Annotated in this window: 19 protein-coding genes; 13 read left to right on the top strand and 6 right to left on the bottom strand. The window is 70.2% G+C overall.

Annotation, left to right across the window (positions count from 1 at the left end; translation table 11 throughout):
• Positions 1 to 53: 53 nt before the first annotated feature.
• Entirely contained in the window at positions 54 to 236 is a 183-nt protein-coding gene (locus tag VNW53_RS01435) for a hypothetical protein (RefSeq protein WP_325553116.1), read from the bottom strand.
• Between the two features lie 80 nt (positions 237 to 316).
• On the opposite strand from VNW53_RS01435, the gene VNW53_RS01430 reads away from it, so the two are divergent.
• From VNW53_RS01430 to VNW53_RS01420, 3 genes are read left to right on the top strand one after another with little or no spacing between them, the layout of a single operon-like run.
• A complete protein-coding gene (locus tag VNW53_RS01430) occupies positions 317 to 793 on the top strand; it encodes a hypothetical protein (RefSeq protein WP_325553114.1) in 477 nt (158 codons plus the stop codon).
• 41 nt (positions 794 to 834) lie between these two features.
• Positions 835 to 1701 (top strand): 50S ribosomal protein L11 methyltransferase, encoded by an 867-nt coding sequence (locus VNW53_RS01425; protein ID WP_325553113.1) that lies wholly within the window; start codon positions 835 to 837, stop codon positions 1699 to 1701.
• A 37-nt stretch (positions 1702 to 1738) separates the two neighbouring features.
• The gene (locus VNW53_RS01420; RefSeq protein ID WP_325553111.1) at positions 1739 to 2107 is read left to right on the top strand and encodes a hypothetical protein; all 369 of its coding nucleotides are present in this window, start codon (positions 1739 to 1741) and stop codon (positions 2105 to 2107) included.
• A 9-nt stretch (positions 2108 to 2116) separates the two neighbouring features.
• On the opposite strand, the gene VNW53_RS01415 is transcribed toward VNW53_RS01420, so the two are convergent.
• Together VNW53_RS01415 and VNW53_RS01410 are read right to left on the bottom strand one after the other, a co-directional pair.
• Entirely contained in the window at positions 2117 to 2461 is a 345-nt protein-coding gene (locus VNW53_RS01415) for a GIY-YIG nuclease family protein (RefSeq protein ID WP_325553108.1), read from the bottom strand.
• A gap of 37 nt (positions 2462 to 2498) precedes the next feature.
• Positions 2499 to 3065: a GNAT family N-acetyltransferase gene (locus tag VNW53_RS01410; RefSeq protein ID WP_325553106.1), complete on the bottom strand. Its 567-nt coding sequence runs from the start codon at positions 3063 to 3065 to the stop codon at positions 2499 to 2501.
• A gap of 91 nt (positions 3066 to 3156) precedes the next feature.
• Between VNW53_RS01410 and VNW53_RS01405 the strand changes: the two genes are divergently transcribed.
• The 10 genes from VNW53_RS01405 (at position 3157) to VNW53_RS01360 (ending at position 22527) form a co-directional block, all read left to right on the top strand.
• Complete coding sequence (locus VNW53_RS01405; RefSeq protein ID WP_325553104.1) at positions 3157 to 4971, top strand: aminopeptidase P family protein; 1815 nt, start codon at positions 3157 to 3159, stop codon at positions 4969 to 4971.
• A gap of 579 nt (positions 4972 to 5550) precedes the next feature.
• Positions 5551 to 8559 (top strand): TonB-dependent receptor plug domain-containing protein, encoded by a 3009-nt coding sequence (locus VNW53_RS01400; RefSeq protein WP_325553102.1) that lies wholly within the window; start codon positions 5551 to 5553, stop codon positions 8557 to 8559.
• Positions 8560 to 8684: 125 nt separating this feature from the next.
• Positions 8685 to 10364 (top strand): tetratricopeptide repeat-containing sulfotransferase family protein, encoded by a 1680-nt coding sequence (locus tag VNW53_RS01395; RefSeq protein ID WP_325553100.1) that lies wholly within the window; start codon positions 8685 to 8687, stop codon positions 10362 to 10364.
• Entirely contained in the window at positions 10361 to 12079 is a 1719-nt protein-coding gene (locus VNW53_RS01390) for a tetratricopeptide repeat-containing sulfotransferase family protein (protein WP_325553098.1), read from the top strand. The genes VNW53_RS01395 and VNW53_RS01390 overlap by 4 nt, the downstream gene beginning before the upstream one ends.
• A gap of 115 nt (positions 12080 to 12194) precedes the next feature.
• Positions 12195 to 12704, top strand: coding sequence for a hypothetical protein (locus VNW53_RS01385; RefSeq protein ID WP_325553096.1), 510 nt, complete (start codon positions 12195 to 12197; stop codon positions 12702 to 12704).
• A gap of 357 nt (positions 12705 to 13061) precedes the next feature.
• Positions 13062 to 15599, top strand: coding sequence for a TonB-dependent receptor (locus VNW53_RS01380; RefSeq protein ID WP_325553094.1), 2538 nt, complete (start codon positions 13062 to 13064; stop codon positions 15597 to 15599).
• A gap of 188 nt (positions 15600 to 15787) precedes the next feature.
• Positions 15788 to 17776, top strand: a complete 1989-nt coding sequence (locus VNW53_RS01375) for a tetratricopeptide repeat-containing sulfotransferase family protein (protein WP_325553093.1) — start codon at positions 15788 to 15790, stop codon at positions 17774 to 17776.
• Between the two features lie 217 nt (positions 17777 to 17993).
• Entirely contained in the window at positions 17994 to 18812 is an 819-nt protein-coding gene (locus VNW53_RS01370; protein WP_325553092.1) for a sulfite exporter TauE/SafE family protein, read from the top strand.
• Between the two features lie 178 nt (positions 18813 to 18990).
• Positions 18991 to 21012, top strand: a complete 2022-nt coding sequence (locus tag VNW53_RS01365; protein WP_325553090.1) for an elongation factor G — start codon at positions 18991 to 18993, stop codon at positions 21010 to 21012.
• A gap of 111 nt (positions 21013 to 21123) precedes the next feature.
• Positions 21124 to 22527 (top strand): MFS transporter, encoded by a 1404-nt coding sequence (locus tag VNW53_RS01360; RefSeq protein ID WP_325553088.1) that lies wholly within the window; start codon positions 21124 to 21126, stop codon positions 22525 to 22527.
• Here the strand turns inward: VNW53_RS01360 and VNW53_RS01355 are convergent.
• The 3 genes from VNW53_RS01355 to VNW53_RS01345 are packed head-to-tail and all read right to left on the bottom strand — an operon-like array spanning position 22524 to position 26619.
• The gene (locus VNW53_RS01355; protein ID WP_325553086.1) at positions 22524 to 24023 is read right to left on the bottom strand and encodes an efflux transporter outer membrane subunit; all 1500 of its coding nucleotides are present in this window, start codon (positions 24021 to 24023) and stop codon (positions 22524 to 22526) included. The genes VNW53_RS01360 and VNW53_RS01355 overlap by 4 nt on opposite strands.
• Positions 24007 to 25533 (bottom strand): MDR family MFS transporter, encoded by a 1527-nt coding sequence (locus VNW53_RS01350; protein ID WP_325553085.1) that lies wholly within the window; start codon positions 25531 to 25533, stop codon positions 24007 to 24009. Before VNW53_RS01350 ends, VNW53_RS01355 begins: the two co-directional genes overlap by 17 nt.
• Positions 25534 to 25545: 12 nt before the next feature.
• Positions 25546 to 26619, bottom strand: a complete 1074-nt coding sequence (locus VNW53_RS01345; RefSeq protein ID WP_325553084.1) for an HlyD family secretion protein — start codon at positions 26617 to 26619, stop codon at positions 25546 to 25548.
• Positions 26620 to 26705: the final 86 nt, after the last annotated feature.

Raw genomic sequence — 26705 nt, 5'->3', positions numbered from 1 at the left:
GGCCATGACGACGTTGTGGGAGACGGGCCGGAAGACCTCGAAGGCCTGACCGCCTAAGTCTCCCGCCGCCTGAAGCCGCGGAACACCAGCACGCCCACGCCCGCGACCACGGCCAGGCCGCCCGCCGCCAGGAGCATGCCCCAGCCGGGGCCGGAGTCCAGGCGCGCCAGGATGGCCGGTTCGTCGGCGGCCGTCGCCGCCTTCGGTTCCTCGGCCGGCGGCTTTCGTTTGCTCATCGCCTCGCCTCCTCGACCGGCGCCAGCTTGGCCCTGAACCAATGCGGTCTCCGCGCGCTGTAAGGGCCCGGAGACCCATCATGACGCGAACCGACCTCACCGTCTTCCTGTCCGGCGCCGCCGTCGCCCTCACCGCCGGGGTGCTGCTGGGCGGCGCGATGCAGCCCCATCTCGATCGCGACGACAGCCGCCCCGCCGGCCCGCAGATGTTCACGGCGTGGGACGGCCACTCCACCGGCCCGTTCGATCCGGGCGAGTCGAGCGTGATGCTGGCCGCCTATCACGGCAATCCGCCGGACTACGTGCTGGGGACGGACTGGAAGAAGGCCATGACCGCGCCGGACGAGAAGGCGGCGGTCTTCGCCCCGCGCGAAGCCGCGCCTGAGCCTGAACCTGCGCCGCCCGCCGAGCCGCCGGCGGTCCTGGCGCGGGTGGTCTATCAAGGGCCGCCGCCGCCAAGCCACGACTACCCGTCCATGGGCGGCGCCCATCCCACGGTGATCGAGATTCCGCCTGTGGCCGAGGCCAGCGAGGATCCGCCGGCCGGCGGTCGCTGATCCCCCTCGCCTTTCGCGCCGCCGCCCGCTAGAGGCGGCGGATGACCGCCGACGCCGTCCAGACTGTCGCCAAGGGCCCGCGCGCCGAGGCCGAGGCCGCCGCGCTCGCCATCGACGCCGACCCCGCCACCGAGACCCTCACCTATTCCATCCTGGAGGAGGACGAGGACCGCGACGTCTGGCGCATCGACGCCTTCCCGACCACGCCCGAGGAGCAGGCCGGGCTGGCCACGGTGCTGGCGCGCTTCGCCGGGCTGCGCGTGGTCACCGAAAAGCTGGCCGACGCCGACTGGCTGGCAATGGCGCTATCCGGCCTGCCGCCGGTGCGGGCGGGCCGGTTCTTCGTCTACGGCGCCCATGACAAGGGCCTCGTGCCGGCGAGCGCCGTGGGCCTTCGGATCGAGGCGGGCGCGGCCTTCGGCACCGGCCATCACGGCACGACGGAGGGCTGCCTGTCGGCCTTCGACCAGCTCCTCAAGCGGCGGCGGTTCCGGCGCGTGCTCGACGTCGGCTGCGGCACGGGCGTGCTGGCGATCGCCGCGGCGCGGACCGGATCCAAGACCGTCCTCGGCACCGACATCGACGCGCCGTCGGTGCGCATCGCCAACGAGAACGCCAAGCTCAACCGCGCCCGGGCCCGGTTCGTCCACGCCAGCGGGCTGAACGATGCGCGCGTGCGGGCGCCGGCGCCCTACGACCTGGTGTTCGCCAACATCCTGGCCCCGCCGCTGGTCGCCCTGTCGCAGGACATCAAGCACGCGCTGAAGCCCGGCGGCGTGGCGATCCTGTCCGGCCTGCTCCGCACCCAGGAGCGGCGGGTGTTCGCGGCCTACGCCTCGAAGGGCTTCCGGCTCGAGCGGCGGCTGCGCCGCGACGCCTGGGCGACCCTGGTGCTGCGCCGAAGCTGAGCCGGAACTGGGCGTCGCCGGGCGCGTTCCTTCCGCGATGTCAGACCCCCGCGATCCTTTGGAGCGCGATCCCGACGTCGCGCCGGCGAAGGCCGAGGCGGCGCGCAAGACGGCGAACTGGTGGGTCGCCGCCGTGGTGGCCGTCGTTGCGGTGGCGGGCGCGCTGGCGATGCTGCGCACCGTCCGCCCATCGCCCGAGAAGCTGCAGGCGGCCCACGACCAGGGCGTCGCCGAGGCGCAGGTCGACGACGCCGCCTATGGCCGCCAGCTCACCCTCGCCAGGGCCGCCCAGGCCGCTGCGGCCGGCCGCGCCCAGACCACCGAGGCGGCCGCCCAGACTGCGGCGAGCGGCGCCGACGCCGTGGCCCAGACCGCCCCGGCCGTTCCGGTTTCATCGGGGCCCTGAGGCCAAGCCTCAGCCGGAGATCTTCGCCGCCGCGAGTTCGGCCCGCCAGTGGGCTTCGCGCGCCTTCAGCATGTTCGCGCGCTCGTATTCGCCGAGGTCTTCGGCCTGGGCGGCCTCCAGCACCTCGAAGCTGAACGCCGCCTCGCCGTGCTGCGCCCACGCCGCCTGCAGCGCCCGGTTTGGGTGGCCGCCGGTCTTCAGGCCGAACCACACTCGGTTCTGCTGCTGAGCCAGGTCGCGGGAGACGCCCACCCACGCCTCGCCGGTCGCCGCGCAGCGCACGGCGAAGATCCCGAGGGCGACCTTGCGCTCCTTGTAGTCCCGCACGGCCTGGCGGCGGTTCGGCTTGTCCATGGCCGCCGTCTACGCCCGAAGCCGGATGCTGTCAATTTTACCCGGGTGAAATCCACTCTTCGGCCAGGATCGCGTAGACGTAGCTGTCGCGCCACTCGCCCTTGATCAGCTTGTTGCCGCGGTGATGCGCTTCGCGGCGCATGCCGAGCTTTTCCATGACACCCCAGGATCCGACATTTTCGGGATCGCAGTCGGCCCAGAGGCGGCGGAGGCCAAGCGTCCTGAAGCCCGCCTCGATCACCGCGCGGCTCGCCTCCGTGGCGTAGCCGCGGCGCCAATAGCCGCTATGCAGGGTGTATCCGAACTCGCCGGTCTGGTTGGCCGGGTCGCTGACGGTAAGGCGGATCGAGCCGATCACCCGGCCGTCGGCCAGATGTTCGATGGCGAGATTCACCGCCTCGCGCGGCCACTGCGCCTGTTCGGCCCATTTCCGGTCCATGAACGCCACGGACAGTTCGGGCGTGTTCGGTCCCCACTCCATGAAGCGGCAGACCTCCGGCAGGGACGCGTAGGCGTGGACATCGTCGAAATCGCCCTCGCGGAATTCGCGCAGCAACAACCGCTCGGTCGTCAGCGGAAACCAGGGCTCGGGGTCGTCGGTCATGCTCGCCTCCCGCCGCCAACAACCCCGAACGAGGTTCTCGGGCAAGCCTGCCCCTTGGCCCCGGGGTGCCGGAAGGATTACATCCCCGGCCATGCGCCAGACCTTCGATGAAGCCACCGACCGCTCGTTCGGGCCCCGTCACGTGCCCCTGATCCGCAAGGCCATGGCCGAGCTGGGCCTGGACGGCTTCGTCGCCCCGCACGAGGACGAGCACCAGAACGAATACCTGCCCGCCGCCAACGACCGGCTGGCCTGGGCCACCGGCTTCACCGGTTCAGCCGGCGCGGCGGTGATCCTGAAGGACAAGGCCGCGATCTTCGTCGACGGGCGCTACACCCTGCAGGTGCGCGACCAGGTCGACCCGGCGACGTTCGAGATCCGCGACCTGGTCGAGGGTGGCGTGCCCGCCTACCTGGAAGCCGCCATCGCCAAGGGCCAGGTGATCGGCTACGATCCGCGCCTGCACAGCCCCGACGCGCTCGACCGCCTCAAGGCCGCCGTCGCCAAGGCCGGCGCGGTGCTGCGCCCGGTGTCTCCGAACCCGCTGGACACCGCCTGGGGCCAGGCGCGCCCGCCGCAGCCCGCCGCTCCGGTCGCGCCGCATCCGCTGGAGTACGCCGGCGAAGATTCAGCCTCCAAGCGCCACCGGCTGGGCGAGGGGCTCGCCGCGCGCGGGGCGGACGCGGCGGTGATCACCGCGCCGTCGTCCATCGCCTGGCTGTTCAACGTCCGCGGCGGCGACGTCATCCGCTCGCCCCTGCCGATCGGCCAGGCGATCCTCAACGCCGACGGCTCGGCTCGGCTGTTCCTGGATCCCGCCAAGGTGACCCCGGACCTGCCCGTCTGGCTCGGCAACGAGGTGCGGCTGGAAACGCCCTCCGACCTGCCGCAGGCCCTGGCCGAGCTGAAGGGCAAGCAGGTGCTGGTCGACCCGGCCCAGTCCTCGTCCTGGTACTTCGAGGCGCTGGGCGCGGCCGGCGCCGCCGTGCAGCGCGGCGAGGACCCTTGCGTCCTGCCGCGGGCCTGCAAGAACGCCGTGGAGATCGCCGGGACCAAACGCGCCCATGTCCGCGACGGGGCGGCCCTGACCCGCTTCCTGCACTGGTTGGCCACAGAGGGTCAGGTCAACCCGCCGGACGAGATCGAGGCGGTCTCGAAGCTCGAGGCCTTCCGCGAGGAGACCGGGGCGCTGAAGGACCTGTCCTTCGACACCATCGCCGGGGCGGCCTCCAACGGCGCCATCGTCCACTACCGGCCCACCCGGCGGCTCAACAAGCGCGCCGAGAAGGGCTCGCTGCTGCTGATCGACTCCGGCGCGCAGTACCTGGACGGCACCACGGACGTCACCCGCACGGTGGCGATCGGCGAACCCTCGGCGGAGATGTGCGAGCGCTTCACCCTGGTCCTGAAGGGCCACCTGGCCCTGGCCCGCGTGCGCTTCCCGGCCGGCACCACCGGCTCGGCGCTCGACGCGCTCGCCCGCATGGCGCTCTGGGCCCATGGCCTGGACTACGACCACGGCACCGGCCACGGGGTCGGTTCGTACCTGGGCGTCCACGAGGGCCCGCAGCGGATCGCCAAGCTGCCGAACATGGTGGCCCTGCGGCCGGGGATGATCGTCTCCAACGAGCCGGGCTACTACAAGGAAGGCGCCTACGGCATCCGCATCGAGACCCTGCAGTTCGTCACCGAGCCGGCGGCGATCCCCGGCGGCGAGCGGCCGATGCTGGGGTTCGAGACCCTGACGCTTGCGCCGATCGACCGCCGCCTGGTGGCCAAGGCGATGCTGAGCGACGAGGAAGCCGGCCAGCTCGACGCCTATCACGCCCGGGTGCTGGCCGAGATCGGGCCGCGGATTCCGGAGCCGGTCAGGACGTGGCTGGAGGGCGCCTGCGCCCCGATCTGACGTCACATCAAGACGGTTAAGATATTCGGCGCACTGCGGCGGCTCGCCGCAGGTCCGGCGATGTCCGAGACCGTCGTTCTTCAATCATAGATCGAGTCTGGGACGCCCCTCGCAGTGTCGAGGCGACGGCAAATCTTTGCCGCCTGCCGGCAATTCGTGTGCCCGGAGTATTAAAGTGGCAACAATGGTTACATATCGCCGTTCTGTACTTTATTACAGAATTTTTACATTATAATATTTCCCTCGCGTCGACCAGTATACACAAGGGTGTTGTTACGGTTGTAACCGGGGATCCCGGAGCATCCGATCTTGGATCAGCGACCTCGCCCGCCCTTTTCCAGCAACGCGCTCGCCCAATTCATACGGACGTTTAAGGGCGTTCCTGCCTCTAAGGCGTTCTTATGTGGCCATTATGCGACATATTGGGTTTCGGATTCCCGACAACTTCGCAATCCGCGTTGACCCCCGCTGCAAGTCGAAACTAACTACGGCTTAATCGGGGCTGAAACAGGCCCTGGGTTGTCAATCCCTTGGGGAGCGGCGCCGCCGTAACCGGCCGACCGCTGGAGGATGTAGATCTTGAAAATTCGCAACACCCGCGAGCGCCTGCTGGCCTCATCGATGATTTGCGGGGTGGCCGCCTTGGGCCTGGCCACGCAAGCCGCCGCCGCAGCGGCTGAAACCAGCGGCGGCGAAGTCTCCGAAATCGTCGTGACCGGCACGCGCATCCCGTCGCCGAACCTGACGTCCATCGCGCCCGTGACCACGGTCGGCAACGCCGACATCAAGGCCCAGGGCATCACCCGGATCGAAGACATCACCAACTCCCTGCCGCAGGTCTTCGCCGGCCAGGGCTCCTCGATCTCCAACGGCTCGTCCGGCACGGCCACCGTCGACCTGCGCGGCCTGGGCTCGAGCCGGACCCTGGTGCTGATCGACAACCGCCGCCTGATGCCGGGCGACCCGGTGGTCCCGGCCGCCGACCTGAACTTCGTGCCCGCCGCCCTGGTGGAGCGGGTGGACGTGCTGACCGGCGGCGCCTCGGCCACCTACGGCGCCGACGCCGTGGCCGGCGTCGTCAACTTCATCATGCTGAAGAACTTCGAGGGCGTGCGGATCGACGCCCAGTACTCGGGCTATCAGCACGACAACCACGAGAGTGCCATCCAGGCCGTCGTGCGAACCGCCGCGGCGCATGCCAGCAACCCCGCGCAGTACGCCTTGCCGGCGCACAACATCACCGACGGCGAAGGCTCAACAGTCACCATGATCCTCGGCGTCAACGCGCCGGACGGCAAGGGCAACGTCACCGCCTACGCGGCCTACCGCCAGAACAACCCGATCCTGGAGGGCGAGCGCGACTTCAGCTCCTGCACCCTGAACTCCGGCTCGACCTTCGCCCAGTTCGGCTGCGGCGGCTCCGGCACCGCCTACCCGGCGCGGGCCGGCAGCTTCATCGTCGACCCGACCACCTTCAACACCTTCCGGCCGCGCACCAGCGCCGACGTGTTCAACTTCGGCCCGCAGAACTACTTCGTGCGGCCCGACGAACGCTACTCGCTGGGCGCCTTCGCCCACTACGAGATCGCGCCCTGGGCCGAGGCCTACATGGACACCATGTTCATGGACGACCGCTCGACCGCCCAGATCGCGGCCGGCGGCATCTTCGCCGGCACCTTCTCGATCAACTGCGCCAACCCGCTGCTGAGCACCCAGGAAGCCAGCCTGCTGCCGTCGACCACCGGGGCGTCCTGCGCCGCCAATCCGACGGGGCAGTTCACCGGCACGGTCGCCCGGCGCCTGCAGCCCGCCGAAGCCGGCGGCCGCCAGACCGACTTCCGGCACACCGACTATCGGATCGTGATCGGCCTGCGGGGCGACCTGGGCAAGAGCTGGACCTACGACGGCTACATGCAATACGGCTCCGTCCAGCTCTCGCAGGAGCAGACGGGCAACCTCAACAGCAGCCGGATCCAGCAGGCGCTGCGGGTCGTCAACACCCCGACCGGGCCGCAGTGCGCCCCCGGCGCGGACGCCGGTTGCGTGCCGCTGAACCTCTTCACCGCTCAATTCATCTCGCCCGCGGCGCTGAAGTTCCTCGACGCCACGAGCTTCGCCGTCGGCAACACCAATGAGCGGGTCGTCAGCCTGGCCTTCACCGGCAAGCTCGGCGACTACGGGATCAAGAGCGCCTGGGCCAATGACGGTGTCGGCGTCGCCCTCGGCGCCGAGTACCGCCGCGAGCACCTGGACTCGACGTCGGACTTCCTGTCGGCGAACGGCCTGGTGAACGGCAACGGCGCCGCCGCGCCTCCGGTGAACGGCGGCTTCGACGTCTACGAACTGTTCGGCGAAGCCCGCGTGCCCCTGGTCAGCGACATGCCCTTCGCCAAGGACATCGCGCTGGAGCTCGGCTACCGCTTCTCGGACTATTCCTCGGTCGGCAACACCAACACCTACAAGGTGTCCGGCGAGTGGGAAGTGATCGACGGCCTGCGCTTCCGCGCCGGCTACAACCGCGCCGTCCGCGCCCCGAACGTGATCGACCTGTTCGCGCCGCAGAACGTCGCCCTGGACGGCACCCAGGACCCCTGCGCCGGCCTGACGGCAGGCAACCCGCTGGTCGCCACCTGCGCCAGCGTGTTCCACCTGACAACGGCCCAGGTCCTGGCGATCGAGAAGAACCCGGCCAACCAGTACAACGGCCAGACCGGCGGCAACCCGAACCTGAAGCCGGAAACCAGCGACACCTACACCGCGGGCGTCGTCTTCCAGCCGAAGTTCATCCCGGGCCTGAACGTCTCGGTCGACTACTTCAACATCAAGGTCGACCAGTTCATCGCCGGCCTCGGCGCCAACCTGATCATCAACCAGTGCCTCACCACGCAGAACCAGTTCTTCTGTAACCTGGTGCACCGCGAGCCGGGCAACAACTCGCTTTGGCTCGACCCGACCGGCTTCATCCAGGACACGACGCTCAACACCGGTTCGCTGCAGACCACCGGCATCGACCTGAACGTCTCCTACCGGACGGACCTGTCGAACCTGGGCCTCGGCGACAACGGCTCGATCTCGGCCTCCATGGTCGGCACCTGGCTGGACAGCCTGAAGACCCAGCCCCTGCCGGGCGGCCCGTCCTACGACTGCAAGGGCCTGTACGGCACGGTCTGCGCCGGCCCGAACGGCGAAGGCCCGGCCCCCGTGTGGCGCCACAAGTTGCGCGTCACCTGGACCACGCCCTACTCCTACGGCGACTGGTTCAAGTCCCTCAGCCTGTCGGCCCAATGGCGCTACTACAGCGGCGTGAAGCTGGACGCCTATTCGAGCGACCCGCAACTGAACAACCCCGGCCTGCAGTACCAGACCGACCGGGCGCTCGCGTCGCGGAGCTACCTCGACCTGACGGCCAACTTCACGGTTCACAACAACCTGAACTTCCGGGTCGGCGTGAACAACGTGCTCGACAAGGATCCGCCGATCATCGGCGCCTCGAACTGCCCTGTGGGCGCCTGCAACGGCGGCACCTACCCGCAGGTCTACGACGCGCTCGGCCGGTACTTCTTCGTGGGCCTGACCGCCGACTTCTAAAGCGGTCGACCACTTCGGATCGGAAGGGCGGCGGCGCAATCCGCCGCCCTTTCTTTTGTCCCGCTCGCCGGCGCCTGCGCCATCGGGTAATCAGGCCGGGTTGTGCGGCAGTCGAGGACGTGGCGTTGACCAGTTGGAAGACCGGCCCGATCAGCCTGAAGATGGGCGCGCCGGCGCCCACGGCCCGGGACGCCGCGGCCGACAAAGCGGCGCTGGCCGAGATCGGCGCGGCCGTGCAGGCCCGGGACTTCGATCGCGCCGGGCGGCTGGCCGAGCGCGCCCTCGCCACCGGCCTGGATCATCCGGCCGTCCTGAACCTGGCCGCCCTGAAGCTCGAGGGCGAGGCGCGGTTCGAAGACGCGGTGAGCCTTCTGCAGCGCGCCGTCACGCTCGCGCCCGCCGACCCCGGCGCGCGCAACGCGCTCGGCCTTTGCCTGCGACGCCTGGAGCGCGACGCCGAGGCCCTGGCGCAGTTCGACGAGGCGGTCCGGATCGCCCCGACCTTCGCCGGCGCCCACAGTGCGCGCGGCGGCTGCCTCGAAAGCCTGGGCCGCCTGAAGGAAGCCCAGGCCGCCTTCCTGCGATCGCTTGAGCTGCAGCCCGAGAACCTCGGGGGCCTCGCGGGCCTCGCCAACCTGACGAGCCGCCGAGGCGCCCACGCCGAGGCGCGCGCCATGGCGGCCAAGGTGCTGGCCGCCCAGCCGGGCTATCCGGACGCGGTCCTCGTCGTGGCCGCCGCCGAACTCGCCGAAGACGACGCGGCCTCCGCCCAGGCCCGCCTTGAAGCCCTGATCGCCGACCCCCGGCTGACGGCGCAGCAACTGGCCTTCGCCCAGGGCCTGCTCGGCGATGTGCTGGACGCCCGGGATCGCGTGCCGGAGGCGTTCAGCGCCTACGCCGCCTGCAACATGGGCCTGTGGCGCACCTATGCGAATTCCTACGGGACCCCGCCCAGCGCCCTGGAGTTCGCCCAGGGGATCATCGGTCGGCTGGACGCCATCGACCCGCAGGCCTGGACCGCGGCGGGCGAGCCCGCGCCCGGCGCGGCGGGCCACGTCTTCCTCATGGGGTTCCCACGCTCGGGGACGACCCTGCTCGAGCAGGTGTTGGCCAGCCACCCCGACGTCGAGGCCCTGGAGGAGCGCGAGACCCTGTCGGCCGCCATGCGCGCCTTCCTGGCCACGCCGCAGGACCTCGACCGCCTGGCCGCGGCGACGGAGGCCGAGCTTCGTCCTCTCCGCGAGGCCTACTGGGCCCGCGTCCACGAGGAAGGCGCCCGCGTCGAGGGCAAGCTGTTCGTCGACAAGCACCCGCTGAACACCCTGAAGCTGCCGCTGATCGCGCGGCTGTTCCCGCAGGCCAAGATCCTGTTCGCCCGGCGCGACCCGCGCGACGTGGTGCTGAGCTGCTACCGGCGCCGGTTCGTCATGAGCGGCTCGGCCTATCAGCTCCTGACCCTGCCCGGCGCCGCCGGCTATTACGACGCGGCCATGCAGATCGCCGAGCGCATGCAGCCGGCCATCGGCGCGCGGACCCACGTGGTGCGGCACGAAGCGCTGATCGCCGATTTCGACGGCGTCGTGGGATCGGCCTGCGAGTTCCTCGGCCTGGGCTGGACCGACGCCCTGCGGGCGTTTTCCGCCCGCACCCAGGATCGCGGGATCGCCACCCCCTCGGGCGCCCAGTTGGCCGGCGGCCTCAGCGCCGAGGGCGTCGGCCAGTGGCGGCGCTACCGCCAGCAGATGGCTCCGGCCCTGCCCAAGCTCAGGCCCTGGGTGGAGCGCTTCGGATACGAGCCGCAGTGACGGCCGCGCCGGCCGTCGAGCCCGGCGACGCGAAGGGCTGGGGCGCGCTCGGCGACCGGCTGCGGCTGGCCGGCGATGTCGACGCCGCCGACCAGGCCTATGCCCGCCAGATCCGCGCCTCGGTGGCCGACCCGGAACTGATCGCCGCGGCGGACGCGCTTTGCGAGGGTCGCGCGGCCGACTGCCATCGCCTGACGAGCGCGGTTCTCGCGCGCCGGCCGGACGACGTCCGGGCGCTGTGGCTCTTTGCGGAGCTGGCGGCGCGCACGGGCCGGCCGCATGACGCCGAGGCCCTGCTCGCCCGGGCGCTGGGCCGCGCCCCCGGCTTCACCGAGGCCCGTTACGCCTACGCCGTGGTCCTGCACCAGCAGGGCAAGGCCATGCAGGCCATCGCCGAGGCTGACCGCCTGCTTCAGGGCGACCCCGGCCATGCGGTCTATCGGCAACTGGGCGCCGCGGCCCGCACGCGGGTCGGCGAGGATCGGGCGGCCGCCCTGGCCTACCGCGCGGTGCTCGACGCCCATCCGGACCTGGCGCTGACCTGGATGGCCTACGGCCATGTCCTCAAGACCCTGGGCCGGCGGGACGAGGCCGTCGCGGCCTACCGCGAGGCGATCCGCCTGCGCCCTGGCCTGGGCGAGGCGTGGTGGAGCCTGGCGAACCTCAAGACCGTCGCCTTGACGCCCGGCGACATCGCCCGGATGGCGGCCGAGCTCGAACGGGCGGAGCTCGGAGACGAGGACCGCTTCCATCTGCAGTTCGCCCTGGGCGCGGCGCGCGAGGCGGCGGGCGAGGACGCCCAGGCCTTCGAGCACTACGCCGCGGCCAACGCCCTGCGCCGCGCCGCCCTGCCCTACGACCCCGACGAGACGACCATCCACGTGGCGCGCTGCAAGGCGTTGCTGAGCGCCAGCTTCTTCGCCGCGCGCGTCGGCGGCGGCAGCCCGCGGCCCGATCCCATCTTCATCGTCGGCCTGCCCCGCTCGGGCTCGACCCTGATCGAGCAGATCCTGGCCAGCCACAGCCAGGTCGAGGGCACCCAGGAACTGCCCGACGTGGAGATCCTCGCCGCCCGCCTGGGCGGCCCCGCCGCAAAGCCGTCCGAGGGCGTCTACCCGGACATCCTGGCGGCGCTTTCGCCCGGCGAGTTTCGGGCCCTGGGCGAGGAATATCTGCAGCGGGCCGCCGCGCACCGCAAGACGGACGCGCCTTTCTTCGTCGACAAGATGCCCAACAACTTCGCCCACATCGGCCTGATCAGGCTGATGCTGCCGAACGCGAAGATCGTCGACGCCCGGCGCCATCCCGTGGCCTGCTGCTTCTCGGCCTTCAAGCAGCACTTCGCGATGGGCCAGCCGTTCAGCTACAGCCTCTCCGACCTGGCGCGCTATTACCGCGACTATGTGGAGCTGATGGCCCACTTCGACGCGGTCCTGTCCGGGGCCGTCCACCGGGTGATCTACGAGCAGATGGTCGCCGATCCGCCGGCGCAGGTGCGAAGCCTGCTCGCCTATTGCGGCCTGCCGTTCGAGGACGGTTGCCTGAAGTTCCATGAAAACGACCGCGCCGTGCGCACCGCCAGCTCCGAGCAGGTCCGCCGCCCGATCTTCACCGAGGCGACCGATCACTGGCGGCGATTCGAGCCGTGGCTGGGGCCTTTGATGCGCGATCTGGGGCCCATCCTGGAGGCCTACCCGAACGCGCCCGAATTCTGACCGCCAGGCGCCCGGAAGTCGCCGATTCCGCTGCATTTTTCAGCGGACTTATATGGACCCTATACCCCCGCGGGCGTAACGTCTGGACAGCTCCTGAAACTGTAGCGGCGGCAGCATGGATAAATCGCAGTCCCCGGCGGAACGGTCCGGCGAGTTCAACAAGGTCGCCGCGCACGGACGCAGCTTCGCCAAGGACATCGCCGAGCTGGCGCTTTTCCTGGAACTGAGCGAACCGGCCGGGTCCGTCGCCTTTCTGGAAGCGGCCACGGCCGAGATCACCAGCGGCCGGCCCGTCCCGCCCACGACCCTCAAACGCTGCGTCTCCGAAGCCCGCGCCCTGATCGAATTCGCCCATGAGAGCGGCGCCGTGCGCCGCATCGCGGGCCGCGCCGAGGCCGCCGACTGGGCGCTGCGCAGCGAGCTGGCCGCCTGGCTCGACGAGACCCGGCTCACCGAGGTGCTCAAGCAGCGCGCCCTGCGGCTCAACCGCAGCCGCGGCGGCCGGCCCTCGACCAAGTCGCGCACCCTGCGCGCTGTCGAGGAGCTGGTGGCCTTCGCGCGCGCCGGCCGGCCCGGCGCCCTGGACGAGCTGCGCTCCATCCGCGCGCTGATCGCCGACGCCTGAGCCCTCGGCGCGACCACTGCCCTCGCCAAGTCATCGCACCGCGTCGGGACGTCATGCAGCGAGTTTTATTTGGGCATGACTGTCAAAATAGCCGCCACGACAAGCTGACGCGCGCGTTTCACTTGGGCGGCGCCTGAAAAATAGACTCCGTCGAACCCGGTTCTGTCTCGGAGCTGTAATATTTGCAGGCGCCGAGATCGCCGGTTTGCGGCGGAAGGGCGCGTTTTCGGCCGCGCCCCGCCAAATCCCACGAGTCCAGATGGACTTGGACCCGACCCCCGGCACTCTCAGGGACAAATAAGAACGACGGCAGGGGAAGCGTTCGGTCGGGCCCAACAACAAATCGGGGGTCCTGACATGAACAAACTATTCGTAGGCGCGAGCATCGTCGCGCTGTCGGCGCTGGGCGCGACAGCCGCGATGGCCGCGGACGCAGCCGCCGCCGGCGACGGCGGCCATTCGCTGGACGAGCTGATCGTCACCGGCACGCGCGCCACCGGCATGAAGGCGGCCGACAGCCCCGCGCCGATCCAGGTGCTGGGCGCGACGGCCCTGAAGCAGGTGGCCCAGCCCGACCTGATCCAGGCGATGGCGCAGAACCTGCCCTCGTTCAACGCCCAGGCCTTCGGCGGCGACGCCGCCAACCTGACGCTGTCCGCCGCTCTGCGCGGCCTCAGCCCCAACGACACCCTGGTGCTGGTCAACGGCAAGCGCCGCCACGCCACCTCCAACCTCGCGGTGCTGGGCGGCAGCCCCTATTCCGGCTCCGCTACCGCCGACCTCGGCCTGATCCCGGTGGGCGCCATCGACCACATCGAGGTCCTGCAGGACGGCGCCGCGGCGCAGTACGGCTCGGACGCCGTCGCCGGCGTGGTCAACATCATCCTGAAGAGCGCCGACAGCGGCGGCTCGGCCAACGTCACCGGCGGCGAGTACTACAAGGGCGACGGCAAGTCGGGCGCCTGGTCGTTCAACAACGGCATGAAGCTGGGCGACAAGGGCTTCGTGAACTTCACGCTGGAGGAGCGCTACCACGACTTCAGCGCCACCGGCGGCGCGGACCGGCGCCTCTTCGACATCAACGGCAAGATCCTGCCGACGCTGAGCGCCGTCGACGCCGGCGTGGCCAACTTTCCCGGCCAGCCCCGCGTCAACCTGATCAACGGCGACGCGCACTACAACATCTACAACTTCTTCTACAACGCCGGCTACGAGATCGCCGACGGGATCACCCTCTACAGCGACGGCAGCTATAGCCACCGCAACGCCGACTCCTACGAGAACTATCGCGTGCCCTCGAAGATCAGCGGCACGACCTCGACCGGCGTGAAGTACTACCCCCTGCCCGTCGGCTTCAATCCGACCGAGTCCCTGGCCGAGGACGACTTCGCCTTCACCGGCGGGATCAAGGGCGAGTTCGACGGCTGGGCCTGGGACCTGTCGACGACCTACGGCCAGGACAACGACGACATCTACACCAAGCACTCGGCCAACGCGCAGCTCTTCCCGGTCCTGGCGGCGGTCTCGGCCACGCCGATCGTCCCGCAACGCGACTTCTATGACGGCACCTTCCGGTTCAGCGAATGGACCACCAACCTCGACGTGGTGAAGAGCTTCGACGTGGGCCTGGCCAAGCCCCTGGTCTTCGCCTTCGGCGGCGAGACGCGCCGCGACAAGTTCACCATCGTCGCCGGAGAGCCCTCGTCCTACTTCGGGGCCGGCGCCCAGTCGTTCACCGGCTACGACCCTTCCAACGCCGGCGCCCATTCGCGCAACGACTACGCGGGCTATGTCGACCTGGCGGCGGATCCCATCGAGAACCTGCACATCGACGTCGCCGGGCGCTATTCGCACTACAGCGACTTCGGCGAGGCGACAGTCGGAAAGCTGACCGGCCGCTACGACTTCAACCCGATGTTCGCGGTGCGCGGCACCATCTCCAACGGCTTCCGCGCGCCGACGCTGCAGGAGGAGTTCTATTCGGGCACCAACGTCTCGCCGTCGTCGGCGACGGTGCAGCTTCCGGCCAACTCGCCGTCCGCGGTGATCGCCGGCTTCTCGCCGCTGAAGCCCGAGAAGTCGACCAACTACAGCATCGGCTTCGTCGTCCACCCGATGGACGGCATGCAGATCACGATCGACGCCTACCAGATCGACATCCGCAACCGCATCCAGACGACCGGCTTCATCTACGGCTCGATCGTTTCGGGCGGCAAGAACGTGGTCATCTCCCAGGCGGTGCTGAACGCCATCACGGCGCACGGCAACACCCTGGACTCCGGCATCTCCTATGCCGGCATCTCGGTGTTCACCAACGCCGTGGACACCCGCACCCGCGGCCTGGAGGCGACCCTCACCTATGCGTCGGACTTCGCCGACTACGGCCACGTCGACTGGACCCTCGGCTACAATCACAACGAGACCACGATCACCAAGCAGCTCCCGCTGCCGGTGCAGGACCTTTCCGCGGCGCCGAGCGTGATCACCCAGACCTCCCTGCTGTCGTCCAGCGCGCTCACCGGGCTGACGACCGCGACGCCGAAGGACAAGCTGGTCGGCAACGCCTACTGGACGCTCGGCAAGTGGAGCGTGAACCTGCGCGAGGCGGTCTACGGCAAGTCCTCGGAGCTGGTCTCGACGGCCAACGTCTTCACCAACCTGCAGATCCCGGTCGCGGCCATCACCGACCTCACGGTGGCCTACAAGATCACCGAGTCGATCAAGCTGGAGGTCGGCGCCAACAACCTGTTCGACAAGAAGCCGCCGAACGTCCCCAACCTGGTGACGCCGAACAGGCCGGCGACCGGCGGCAACGTCTGGAACGCCCCCATGACCTTCTCGCCCTACGGCATCAACGGCGGCTACTACTACGGCAGGGTCACCTTGAGCTTCTGACGGCCGCGTCGGGCCTCCGGCGTCGGGGCGGGTCCGCCGCCTCGACGCCGACGGCAGCGGCATCCTGGACGGGACCATGAACTTCTCGCTCTGCGACGCCAACGGCGGCTACTACTAGGCTCGGGGTGACATTCACCTTCCACGGAGCGGCCAGCCGGAGGCAGGGTTGAGACGGCGACGAGACGGGCATGGCTGACACCTCGCCCGCGGCCATCATCGCGCGAGCGGCGGCCCTGCTGGCGTCCGACCCCGCCCAGGCGCGGCGGGACGCCGAGGCCATCCTGCGGCGCGCCCCCCGCGACCCCAGGGCGCTCCTGATCCTGGGGTCGGCGCGCCGCCGGCTGGGCGATGCCGCCGGCGCGCGCGCGGTGCTGGCCCCCCTGGCCAAGGCCTATCCGCGCGCGGCGAACACCCAGTACGAGTTGGGCCTCACCCTGGCGGATCTGGGGGAGGCCGCGGCGGGCGCCCAGGCCCTGCGCAACGCGGTCAGCCTGAACCGCGACCTGGCCGAAGCCTGGCGGGCCCTGGGCGACCTGAGGTTCAAGGCCGGAGAGGTCGCCGAGGCCGACGCCGCCTACGCCGAGCATCGCCGCGCCGCGGTCACCGATCCGGCGCTGAAGGGCGCCGCCGAGGCCCTGTTCGCCGGCCGCGTCGCCGAGGCCGAGACCCTGCTTCGCGCCCATCTGACCCGTCACCTGGACGACGCGGCGGCGACGCGGATGCTGGCGGAAGTCTATCTGCAGCAGGCCCGTTACGGCGACGCCGAGATCCTGTTCGCCCGCGCCCTGGACCTGGACCCGAGCCACGACGGCGCCCGGTTCGGCTACGCCGACGCGCTGTTCCGCCAGCAGAAGGCGAGCCAGGCGCTGGTCGAGGTGGAGCGCCTCATGGCCGCGGCGCCGCAGGACCCGGCCTATCTGAACCTCTTGGCCGCCTGCCTGGCCCTGGTCGGCGAGGACGCCCGGGTGATCGCCATCTACGAGGGCCTGGTGGCCGACTATCCGCGCCAGCCGCGCCTGTGGCTCAACTTCGGCCACACCCTGCGCGCGGTGGGCCGGCGCGAGGATGCGGTGGCCGCCTACAAGCGGAGCCTGGAGCTCGCGCCGGGGCTCGGCGACGCCTACTGGAGTCTGGCGAACCTCAAGGTGGCGGCCCTGGGGCCGGCCGACGAGGCCGCGATGCTGGCCGCCCTGCGCCGCGCGGACCTCAGCGCCGACGACCGGCTGCACCTGCACTATGCGCTCGGCAAGGCCCTGGAGGACCGCGGCGAACACCCCGCCGCCTTCGAGCACTATGCGAAGGGCGCCGCCCTGCGCCGCGCCGAGACGCCCTATGACGCGGCCGAGACCACTGCGGTGCTGCATCGCGCGGAGAGGCTGTTCACGGCGGACTTCTTCGCCGAGCGCGCCGGCGCCGGCTCGCCCAGCCGCGCGCCGATCTTCATCGTCGGCCTGCCGCGCTCCGGCTCGACCCTGGTGGAGCAGATCCTGGCCAGCCATTCCCAGGTCGAGGGCACCATGGAGCTGCCGGACCTGGGCATCATCGCCCGCGGCTTCGGAGCGAGCTATCCGGAAGCCCTGGCCCGCCTGGACGCGGCGGCCCTGGCGGCGCTCGGCGAGCGCTACATCGAAACGACCCGGGTTCACCGCAGGCAGGGCAGGGCCTTCTTCATCGACAAGATGCCCAACAATTTCCAGCACGTGGGCCTGATCCAACTGATGCTGCCGCACGCCCGGATCATCGACGCGCGGCGCCATCCCCTGGGCTCGGGATTCTCGGCCTTCAAGCAGCACTTCGCCCAGGGCCAGTCGTTCTCCTACGACCTCGGCGACATCGGGCTCTATTACCGCGACTACGTGGTCTGGATGGACCACGTCGACGCCGTGTTGCCGGGCCGGGTGCATCGGGTGATCTACGAGGACCTCGTGCAGGACACCGAGGCGCAGGTCCGAAGCCTGCTGGCCTATTGCGGGCTGCCGTTCGAGGCGGCCTGCCTGCGCTTCCACGAGAACGGCCGCGCGGTGCGGACGGTGAGCTCCGAACAGGTGCGCCGGCCGATCTTCCGCGACGGCCTCGAACAGTGGCGGGCCTACGAAGTCTGGCTCGATCCGCTGAAGGCGGCGCTGGGGCCGGCCCTCGCCGGCTGGCGCGGCGCGATGAGTCCTCCACACCCCTAGCGCGCGGCGCCGCCCAGAAGGCGCCGGCCTGCCTCACTGACCAGAAATTGAGCGAGAGCGGTCGAACGCCGGTCTGTTCACAGGTCGTTGCGGGAACCGTCGATGACGCCGGATCGGGGCCGCGTATGACGGGTCGGGCCGCGTCGCCGACACCGGACGCCGCGGGAACGCTGGTCCGACGGTCGCGCCGGGCCTCAGTAAACCTCGAGGTGGCTGTTTGTTGCTGGCTGGCTTCTCCCCGCTCACCATCGCCCTGCTGGTGGCGATCCTCGCCGCATCGGCTCTGATGAGCGGCCTCTCCGGTTTCGGGTTTTCCGCGATCGGGGCCCTGTGCCTGATCTTCCTGCCGCCCAAGCTCGGCGTGCCGTTGCTGATGACCCTGTCGGCGGCGAACCAGATCATGTCCCTGCGCCAACTCAAGGCGGACATGGCGCCGATCAAGCATTGGTGGCCGAACGGCCCGGCGCCCTATCTGCTGGGCGGCCTGATCGGCGTCCCGGTCGGCCTCGCCATCCTCAGCTCCCTGCCCACCACCGACCTGATGCTGGTGTTCGGCGGCTTCCTGGTGATCTACGCCGTCTATTCGCTGGCCCGGCCGCACGGAGCGCACAAGACGGTGAGCGGCGGCTGGCTGGCCTCGTCGCTGGTCGGCATGTCGGGTGGCGTCATCGGCGGCTTCACCGCCTTCCCCGGCGCCGCGGTCGTGGTCTGGAACGGCCTGCGCCACGTGCCCAAGCGCGAGGCCCGGGCCATCGTCCAGCCCTACATCTTCGTGCTGCAGCTCCTGTCCATTTCCCTGCTCGCCCTGCAGAAGCCGGAGACCTTCGGGCCCACCTACTGGCTGCTGGTGGCGATCACCGTCCCGGTGGTCCTGCCCTGCACCCTGCTGGGCGTGCGGCTCTACAAGGGGCTGTCCGACGTGAACTTCCGCCGGGTGACCTTCATCCTCCTGGGCATCTCGGGCGTGGGCCTGTTGATCAAGGCCGCCAACGCCTTCCACCCGGTCGCCCATGCCGTGAAGACGGCAGGCCTCTGAGCGGCGACGCCGCGCGCACCGTTTCGTGATCTGACTCCGGCCAAAATCGGGGCGTAGGCTTTTTTCGTCAGGGCGGCGCGAGCCCCTGCAACGGTCCGCGACCGCTCCAAAACCGCGCCATGGATGCGGCCATCCCAGACACCCGCGTCCCTGGCGCCTACGGTGTTGGGAGACGACCATGCCAATCCAGTCAGCGGGGTCCGTGCGCGCCTTGGCGCTCGTGGGCCCCACAAGCGCCGGCAAGACCACCCTCATGGAAGCCCTCTTGCAGGTGACGGGCGCCGTCGACCGACGCGCCGGCGGCGAGATGGTCGGCGATTCAAGTCCCGAGGCGCGCGCGCGCGGCCATTCGGTGGAGCTGAACCTCGCCGGCTTCGAGTTCATGGGCGACCGCTATTCGGTCGTCGACTGCCCCGGGTCCCTGGAGTTCTGCGCCGACCTCGACGCGGCCCTGCCGGCGGTGGACCTGGCGGTCGTGGTGGCTGAGCCGGAACCGGCCAAGGCCGCCCTGTTGCAGCCGACGCTGCGCGAGCTGGAGCGGCTGGGCGTGCCGCACGCCCTCTTCATCAACAAGATGGACCAGGCCAGGGGCTCGCTGGCCGACCTCCTGGCCGCCCTGGCCCCGGTGAGCTCGGCGCCGCTGGTGGCGCGCCAGATTCCGACCTGGGACGGCGAGAAGGTCTCCGGCTTCATCGACCTGGCGCTGGAGCGCGCCTTCGTCTACCGGCCCAATGAGCCCTCGACCCAGGTGGAGATTCCCGGCGACCTGCGCGACGCCGAGGCCGAGGCGCGGTTCCACATGCTGGAGCAGATCGCCGACTTCGACGACGAGCTCCTCGAACAACTGCTTTCCGACGTGACCCCCAGCCGCGACGCGGTGTTCGCCGACCTGGTGCGGGAGATGAACGACGGGCTGATCGTGCCGGTGTTCTTCGGCTCGGCGCAGAACGGCTTCGGCGTGCGCCGGCTGCTGAAGGCGCTGCGCCACGAGACGCCCCTGCCCGACCGGGCCGCGCGCCGCATCGGCATCGAGGCCGGCGCCTATGTGCTGAAGGCCGCCTACGCCGGCCAGTCCGGCAAGCTCGCCTACGCCCGGGTGTTCGGCAAACCCCTGGCGGACGGCGCCGAGTTCGTGCTGCCGGACGGGGAGCGGCGCCGGGCGGGCGGCCTCTTCGCCGTCCAGGGCGCGGCGATTCCGAAGATCACCTCGGCCCCGGTCGGCGAGGTCTGCGCCATCGGTAAGGTCGAGGCCGCGCAGGCCGGACAGATCCTGTCGACCACCGGGCGTCCGCAGGGGGTGGCCGCGGCCGCCTCGCCGCGCCGGCCGCTGTTCGCCGTGGCGCTGTCGGCCAAGAACCACAAGGACGACGTCCGCCTGTCCGGCGCGCTCGGCAAGCTGATCGAGGAGGACCCCGGGCTGCGGCTGACCCACGACGCGGAGTCGCGCCAGGTGCTGCTGGCCGGACAGGGCGAGGGCCATGTCCGCCTGGCGCTGGAACGCCTGAAGCGCCGCTTCGGGGTGGAGATCGACACCGAGCAGCCGAAGACGCCCTATCGCGAGACCATCCAACGGGGAACGACCCAGCGCTCGCGGCACAAGAAGCAGTCCGGCGGCCACGGCCAGTTCGCCGACGTGACGGTGGAGATCCGGCCCCTGCCCCGCGGCTCGGGCTTCGTCTTCAGCCAGCGCGTGGTGGGCGGCGCGGTGCCCAAGCAGTGGATCCCCGCCGTCGAGCAGGGCGTGCGCGACGGCCTGGAGAAGGGCCAGCTCGGCTTCCCGGTCACCGACCTGGAAGTGACCCTGGTGGACGGCCAGACCCACAGCGTCGATTCGTCCGAGATGGCGTTCCGCATGGCCGGACGGCTGGCGATGGACGAGGGCCTGCCCAACTGCGGCTCGATCCTGCTGGAGCCGATCGAGAAGCTGACGGTCTATTCGCCGTCGCCCAGCGCCTCGAACGTGACCTCCGCGCTCACCGCCCGGCGCGGCCAGATCCTCGGCCTGAGCCCGCGCGAGGACTGGCGCGGCTGGGAGCGGATCGAGGCCTATCTGCCGCAGTCCGAGCGCCAGGGCCTGATCGCCGAACTGCGCGGCCTGACCCAGGGACTGGGCGCCTTCGAGGCCGACTTCGACCACATGGCCGAACTCTCGGGCCGGCTGGCGGCCGAGGCCAGCCAGGGGGCCGGCGCGCGGGCTTAGGAGCCGGCCTGTAGGCGGGCGAGCTTAGAGGCTCGCCCGCAGCGCCGCGGTGATGTACCTCTCCGCCAAGCGCGGGGCGACTCTGCGCGCCAGTAACCCGGGGAGAGCACCATGACCGCAGCCGCCGCGCCGCCGGTGAAGATCAACGTGGCCAAGGTGGCCTTCACGTCCCTCGCGGCCTCCAGCATCGAGTGGTACGACTTCTTCATCTACGGCACCGCCGCGGCGCTGGTGTTCCCGAAGCTGTTCTTCGCCGCCAGCCTGCCGCCGGCGGTGGCCCAACTGGCCGCGTTTTCCACCTTTGCCGTCGGCTTCATCGCCCGGCCGGTGGGCGGGATCGTTTTCGGCCATTTCGGCGACCTGGTGGGACGCAAGAAGGCGCTGGTCACCGCGCTCCTGATGATGGGTCTGGCCACCACGGCGGTGGGACTTCTGCCGTCCTATGCGACGGCCGGAATCATGGCGCCGCTGCTGCTGATCGCGCTGCGCTTCGTGCAGGGCCTGGCGGTCGGAGGCCAATGGGGCGGGGCCATGCTGCTGGCCTTCGAAAACGCCCCGCCCAAGCAGCGTGGGTTCTACGGCAGCTTCGCCCAGATGGGCGTGCCCGCCGGGGTCGTGCTGGCGAACCTGATCTTCATCGTGATCGACAAGCAGGTCGCGCCGGAAAACTTCCTCACCTGGGGCTGGCGCGTTCCGTTCCTGCTCTCCATCGTGCTGGTGGCGCTGGGCCTCTATGTCCAGCTCAAGCTGGAAGACACCGCCGAGTACCAGGCGCTGCAGGCGCTCGAGGCCCGGCAGCAGGAGGCGGCCGCCAAGACGCTGGCCGCCGAAAAGGGCGTCAGCCTGGACAAGGCCAAGGCGCAGCTGCGCGCCGCCAAAGGCTCGCCGATCCTCAAGGTGATCGCCAGACACCCCAAGGAGATCCTGCTGGCGGCCGGCGCCTTCGTCGCGGCCAACGGCACCTTCTACCTGATGATCAACTATGCCCTGGCCTACGCCACCGACCCGCACCACGGGCCGCACGTGGCTCGGCCGGTGATCCTGTGGGCGGTCGTGCTGGGCGCCCTGATCTCGGCGCCCTTCCTGCCGCTGATGGCCTCCCTGTCCGACAGGGTCGGGCGGCGCTCGGTGTTCATGAGCGGCGCGGTGGCGATGGGCCTGTGGTCGCTGGTGTTCTTCAAGCTGATCGAGACCGGCGAATTCCCGATGATGCTGCTGGCGATCGCCGTGGGTTCGATCTTCAACAACTGCATGTATGGCCCGCAGGCCGCCCTGATGGCCGAGCTGTTCGACACCGAGTTCCGCTATTCCGGCGCCTCCCTGGGCTATCAGATCGGCGCGATCTTCGGCGGCGGTTTTGCGCCGATCATCGCCACGGCGCTGTTCGCCAAGTACGCCACCTCGATGGCCATCTCCGGCTACATGGCGGTGCTCTGCATCGTGTCGCTGGTTTCGGTGTTCCTGCTGGCCGAGACCCACGGCAAGGCCCACCGCGACGCGATGGCGGCCGGCTAGCCGCCCTTGGCGGGCGGCGCGGCGGCCGTATCGGCCGCCCGCCAGTCCGCCGCCGTCGCGGCGTAGAGCTGCACCAGGTCGCCGTAGCGGCGGCCCTGCGCCTCCACCAGGGCCCGGCGCGCGCGGCTCAGGGTCCGCTGAGCCTGGACCACGTCGACCATCGGCCCGCCGCCGAGGCGCAGGGCGCTCTGCGCGTCGCGGGCGGCTGACTCGGCCGCCTGGTTGGCCAGTTCCAGAGAGGCGATGGCCTGCTGGTCGCTGCCCAGGTTGGAGAGCACGTCGGACACCTCCACGAAGGCCTTCAGCACGGTCTGCTCGTAGCGGGCGAGCGCGACGCGGGCGTCGGCCTCGGCGGCCTTGCGCTCGGCCTTCAGCGTCCCACCGTGGAAGATCGGCGCGGTCACGCCGCCCAGGATGTCCCACGCCGCGGCGTCGGCCCTGAACAGGTTGCCCGGCTTGATCGCCTCCTGGGTCAGCATGGCCGAGAGCCGGATGTCCGGATACTGGTTGGCGACCGCCACCCCGACGGCGGCGGTGGCGGCGTGCAGATCGGCCTCGGCCTGCAGGATGTCGGGGCGGTTGCGCACCAACTGCGAGGGCAGGCTGACGGGCGCCTCGCCCGGCGCGGTGATCCTTGCGAAGTCGAAGTCAGGCGCGGTCCATTCGGCGGGCGACTTGCCGGCCAGCAGCGCCATCTGGTGGCGCGCGGCGTCCAGGTCGCGCTGCAGCGGCGGCAGCAGGGCCTGGTCCTCGGCGAGCTGCGCCACGCCGCTCGACAGGGCCGCGTGCGCTTCGCCGCCGGCCGCCTCGGCCTTGCGGACCATGTCGATGACGCGCTGGTCGTCGGCGATGATCTCCTTGGTGGCCGCCATCTGGCCGCGCAGGCTGGCGATCTTCATGGCCTGCATGGCCATGTTGCCGCTGAGCGAGAGATAGGCCGCGTCGGCCTGGCGGGCCGCGGCCTCGGCCTGGGCCACCGCCTTTTCGGTGGCGCGCTTGCGGCCCCCGAAGACGTCCAGGTCGTAGCTGACCGATCCGCCTACCTGGTAGAGGTTGATGGTCGGGCTGTGGATCGCCGGCTGGCCGGGGAAGCCCGAGAAGCCGAAGGCCGCCAGGTTGATCCGCTCGCGCTGGGCGCTCGCGTTGGCGTCGACCTGCGGAAGCTGGGCGCCGCGCACCGCGGCGGCCTGGGCCTGGGCCTTCTCCAGGTTGGCGCGGGCCTCGGCCACGGTGGGGCTGCCGGCCAGGCCCTGGCGGATGGCGGCGTCCAGCTCCGGCGAACCGAAGGCTTGCCACCACGGCCCCGCGACCCGGGCGTCGGGGCTGAGGCGCACGCCGGAGGGCGCGGCGTCGCCGGCCATGGCGTAGCCGCTCGCCGCAGGTCCGGACGGGCCGGCCGGCGCCTTGAAGTTCGGGCCCACGGTCGTGCAGGCCGCCAGCGCGAGCGCCGAGGCCGACACGGCGAGCAGGGTCAGGGGCTTAGTCGACGACGGCATGCAGGGGCTCCCCGCCGACAGGCCGCGGTTTGCGCATAAGCAGCAGCATGGGCATGCAGGCGATGGTGATGATGAACATGAGGCGGAAGTCGTCGACATAGGCGACCATCGACGCCTGCCGGGTGACTTCGCCGTTGAGGGCGGTGATCCCCGCCGTGGTGGCGGGGTTGAAGGCGCTGGGCAGGGTCGCGCGGACCATGGCGTCGGAAGGCACGACCTTGGCGGCCAGGCTTGCGTGCATGGTCTGGGTGTTGGCCACCACCAGGGCGTTCATGATCGAGATGCCCACGCTGGAGCCCAGGTTGCGGACCAGGGTGTAGACGCTCGACCCCTCGGGCCGCAGGTGCGGCGGCACGGTGGCGAAGGCGAGCGTCGATAGCGGCACGAACAGCAGGCCGACGCCCAGGCCCTGGATGATCCCCGAGACGACGAAGGGCCACACCCCCATCGACAGGTCGAAGTTCATCATCTGCCACAGGGAGACGCAGCTAATCAGAAGGCCGGTCATCAGGATCAGGCGGGTGTCCACCTTGCCGATCAGGCGGCCCACGAAGAACATCGCCACGAACGACCCGACCCCGCGCGGCATGCTGACCAGGCCGGAGGTCAGCACGGGGTAGCCCAGCAGCGTCTGCATCATCGGCGGCAGCAGCGCCATGGTGGAGAACAGCAGGATGCCGACGAAGAAGCCGAAGACGCTGGCCGTCACGAAATTGCGGTCGCGGATCAGCGCCTTGTCGAAGAACGGATGCGAGGTGGTGATGGTGTGGATCACGAACACCCACAGCCCGACCACGGCCAGGATCGTCTCGGTCCAGATCTCGCTCGAGTGGAACCAGTCCTGGCTGGGCCCGCGGTCCAGCACGAGCTGGAAGGCCGCGATGAACAGGGTCAGCATGCCGAAGCCCAGGAAGTCGAACTTCTTGGCGGCCCGCAGGCGGTCGCCCGAGATGAAGAACAGCACGCCCAGGAAGGCCAGGATGCCGATCGGCAGGTTGATGTAGAAGCACCAGCGCCAGGAGAAGTCCTCGGTGAAATAGCCCCCCAGGGCCGGGCCGAGGATCGGGCCCAGGATCGCCCCGGCGCCCCAGATGGCCATGGCCTGGCCGTGCTTCTCCGGCGGGTTGATGTCCAGCAGCACCGCCTGGGACAAGGGGATCAGGGCCGCGCCGAACACGCCCTGCAACAGGCGGAACAGCACGATCTCCGGCAGGCTGGTGGCGATGCCGCAGAGCATGGAGGCCGCGGTGAAGCCGCCGATCGAGATCAGGAACATCCGCTTGCGGCCGATCCGGTCGGCCAACCAGCCGCTGAGCGGCGTCATGATCGCCGCAGCCACGATGTAGGAGGTCAGCACCCAGGTGATCTGCTCGGGGCTTGCCGACACCGAACCCTGCATGTGCGGCAGGGCTACGTTGGCGATCGTCGTGTCGAGCGAGTTCATCACCGTCGCCAGCATGATCGAGACGGTGATCGGCAGGCGGTTCTTGGCGTCGTGCTGGGTGACCATGGCCGTCAGGCCCTAGCGGGCGCCGGGCGCGCGGACGTCGACGGTCACCTTGGCGGAAAGGCCCGCGCGGCCCGCCATGTCCGGCGGCGGCTTGTCGAAGGCGATCCTGACCGGCAGGCGCTGGACGACCTTCACCCAGTTGCCGGTGGCGTTCTGGGCCGGGAGCGCCGAGAAGGCCTGGCCGGTGCCGGGCGAGAAGCTGGCCACATGGCCCTTCAGCCCTTCGGGATAGGCGTCGATCTTGATCTCCACCGGCTGGCCGACCTTCATGTGGGCGAGCTGGTCTTCCTTGAAGTTGGCCTCGATCCACGGCTCGCCGGACAGCAGCCAGAAGCCGGTCTGCGAGGCGTTCAGATAGGTGCCCACCGGCATCTGGTCGACGCGGGTCACGATGCCGTCGGCGGGCGCGACCACCGTGCCGTAGGCGACGTTCAGCTTGGCCCGGTCGAGCTGGGCCTGGGCCTGCATGACCGCCGGCGAGGCTTGCGGCGCGAGGTTCGGATTGCCGGCGAGGTTGGCCAGCACCTGGGCCGCCTGCTGCTGGGCCGAGGCGAGTTGCTGGCGGGCGGCCAGCACGGCGTGGGCCGCCTGGTCGACCTGGGCCTGGGAGTCGACGCCGGCGTTGGCCAGGTTCTTGGTCCGCGCGGCCTCGGTGACCGCATAGGCGAGCTGGTCCTTGGCGGCCTGCACCATCGCCTGCTGCTGCTGATAGCTGGCGCGCAGCGCGCCCACCTGCAGCGCGGCGTTGGCCACCTGGGCGGCGGCGGCCTCGGCGCTGGCCTGCATGTCGCGGGTGTCGAGCCGGAACAGCAACTGGCCGCGCTTCACGAACTCGTTCTCATGGACGTAGATGTCGGTCACCCGCCCGGCGATCGACGGGGCGACCGGCGCCTTGGCGATCTGCACATAGGCGTCGTCGGTGGTCTGGGTCTTGCCGCCGGTGACGACGAAATAGATCACGATCGCGGCGATCAGCAGCGGCCCGCCGATGATCAGCGGCCAGCGCCAGCGTTGCATGAAGCTGGGCTTGGCCTTGGGATCGACATCGGCGTTGCCGCGAAGCGGGATGACTTCAGGTTCGCTCACGCGAGCCCCTTTTCACTCGGAAATGACGCAAAGGGACATCGGACGCTGGCCTTCCCTGGCCGCGCCTGCGATTCCCGTCGAAACCT

Source organism: Phenylobacterium sp., assembly GCF_035569475.1.
GTDB lineage: Bacteria > Pseudomonadota > Alphaproteobacteria > Caulobacterales > Caulobacteraceae > Phenylobacterium.
This window is presented reverse-complemented; position numbering and strand designations above follow the sequence as displayed.

What these genes read in the sequence shown, in the direction of transcription:
- VNW53_RS01405 (WP_325553104.1), top strand. Translation starts at nt 3,157, where the DNA reads ATGCGCCAGACCTTCGATGAAGCCACCGACCGCTCGTTCGGGCCCCGT.
- VNW53_RS01385 (WP_325553096.1), top strand. Translation starts at nt 12,195, where the DNA reads ATGGATAAATCGCAGTCCCCGGCGGAACGGTCCGGCGAGTTCAACAAG.
- VNW53_RS01430 (WP_325553114.1), top strand. Translation starts at nt 317, where the DNA reads ATGACGCGAACCGACCTCACCGTCTTCCTGTCCGGCGCCGCCGTCGCC.
- VNW53_RS01410 (WP_325553106.1), bottom strand. Translation starts at nt 3,065, where the DNA reads ATGACCGACGACCCCGAGCCCTGGTTTCCGCTGACGACCGAGCGGTTG.
- VNW53_RS01375 (WP_325553093.1), top strand. Translation starts at nt 15,788, where the DNA reads ATGGCTGACACCTCGCCCGCGGCCATCATCGCGCGAGCGGCGGCCCTG.
- VNW53_RS01360 (WP_325553088.1), top strand. Translation starts at nt 21,124, where the DNA reads ATGACCGCAGCCGCCGCGCCGCCGGTGAAGATCAACGTGGCCAAGGTG.
- VNW53_RS01355 (WP_325553086.1), bottom strand. Translation starts at nt 24,023, where the DNA reads ATGCCGTCGTCGACTAAGCCCCTGACCCTGCTCGCCGTGTCGGCCTCG.
- VNW53_RS01420 (WP_325553111.1), top strand. Translation starts at nt 1,739, where the DNA reads ATGTCAGACCCCCGCGATCCTTTGGAGCGCGATCCCGACGTCGCGCCG.
- VNW53_RS01365 (WP_325553090.1), top strand. Translation starts at nt 18,991, where the DNA reads ATGCCAATCCAGTCAGCGGGGTCCGTGCGCGCCTTGGCGCTCGTGGGC.
- VNW53_RS01435 (WP_325553116.1), bottom strand. Translation starts at nt 236, where the DNA reads ATGAGCAAACGAAAGCCGCCGGCCGAGGAACCGAAGGCGGCGACGGCC.
- VNW53_RS01415 (WP_325553108.1), bottom strand. Translation starts at nt 2,461, where the DNA reads ATGGACAAGCCGAACCGCCGCCAGGCCGTGCGGGACTACAAGGAGCGC.
- VNW53_RS01350 (WP_325553085.1), bottom strand. Translation starts at nt 25,533, where the DNA reads ATGGTCACCCAGCACGACGCCAAGAACCGCCTGCCGATCACCGTCTCG.
- VNW53_RS01380 (WP_325553094.1), top strand. Translation starts at nt 13,062, where the DNA reads ATGAACAAACTATTCGTAGGCGCGAGCATCGTCGCGCTGTCGGCGCTG.
- VNW53_RS01425 (WP_325553113.1), top strand. Translation starts at nt 835, where the DNA reads ATGACCGCCGACGCCGTCCAGACTGTCGCCAAGGGCCCGCGCGCCGAG.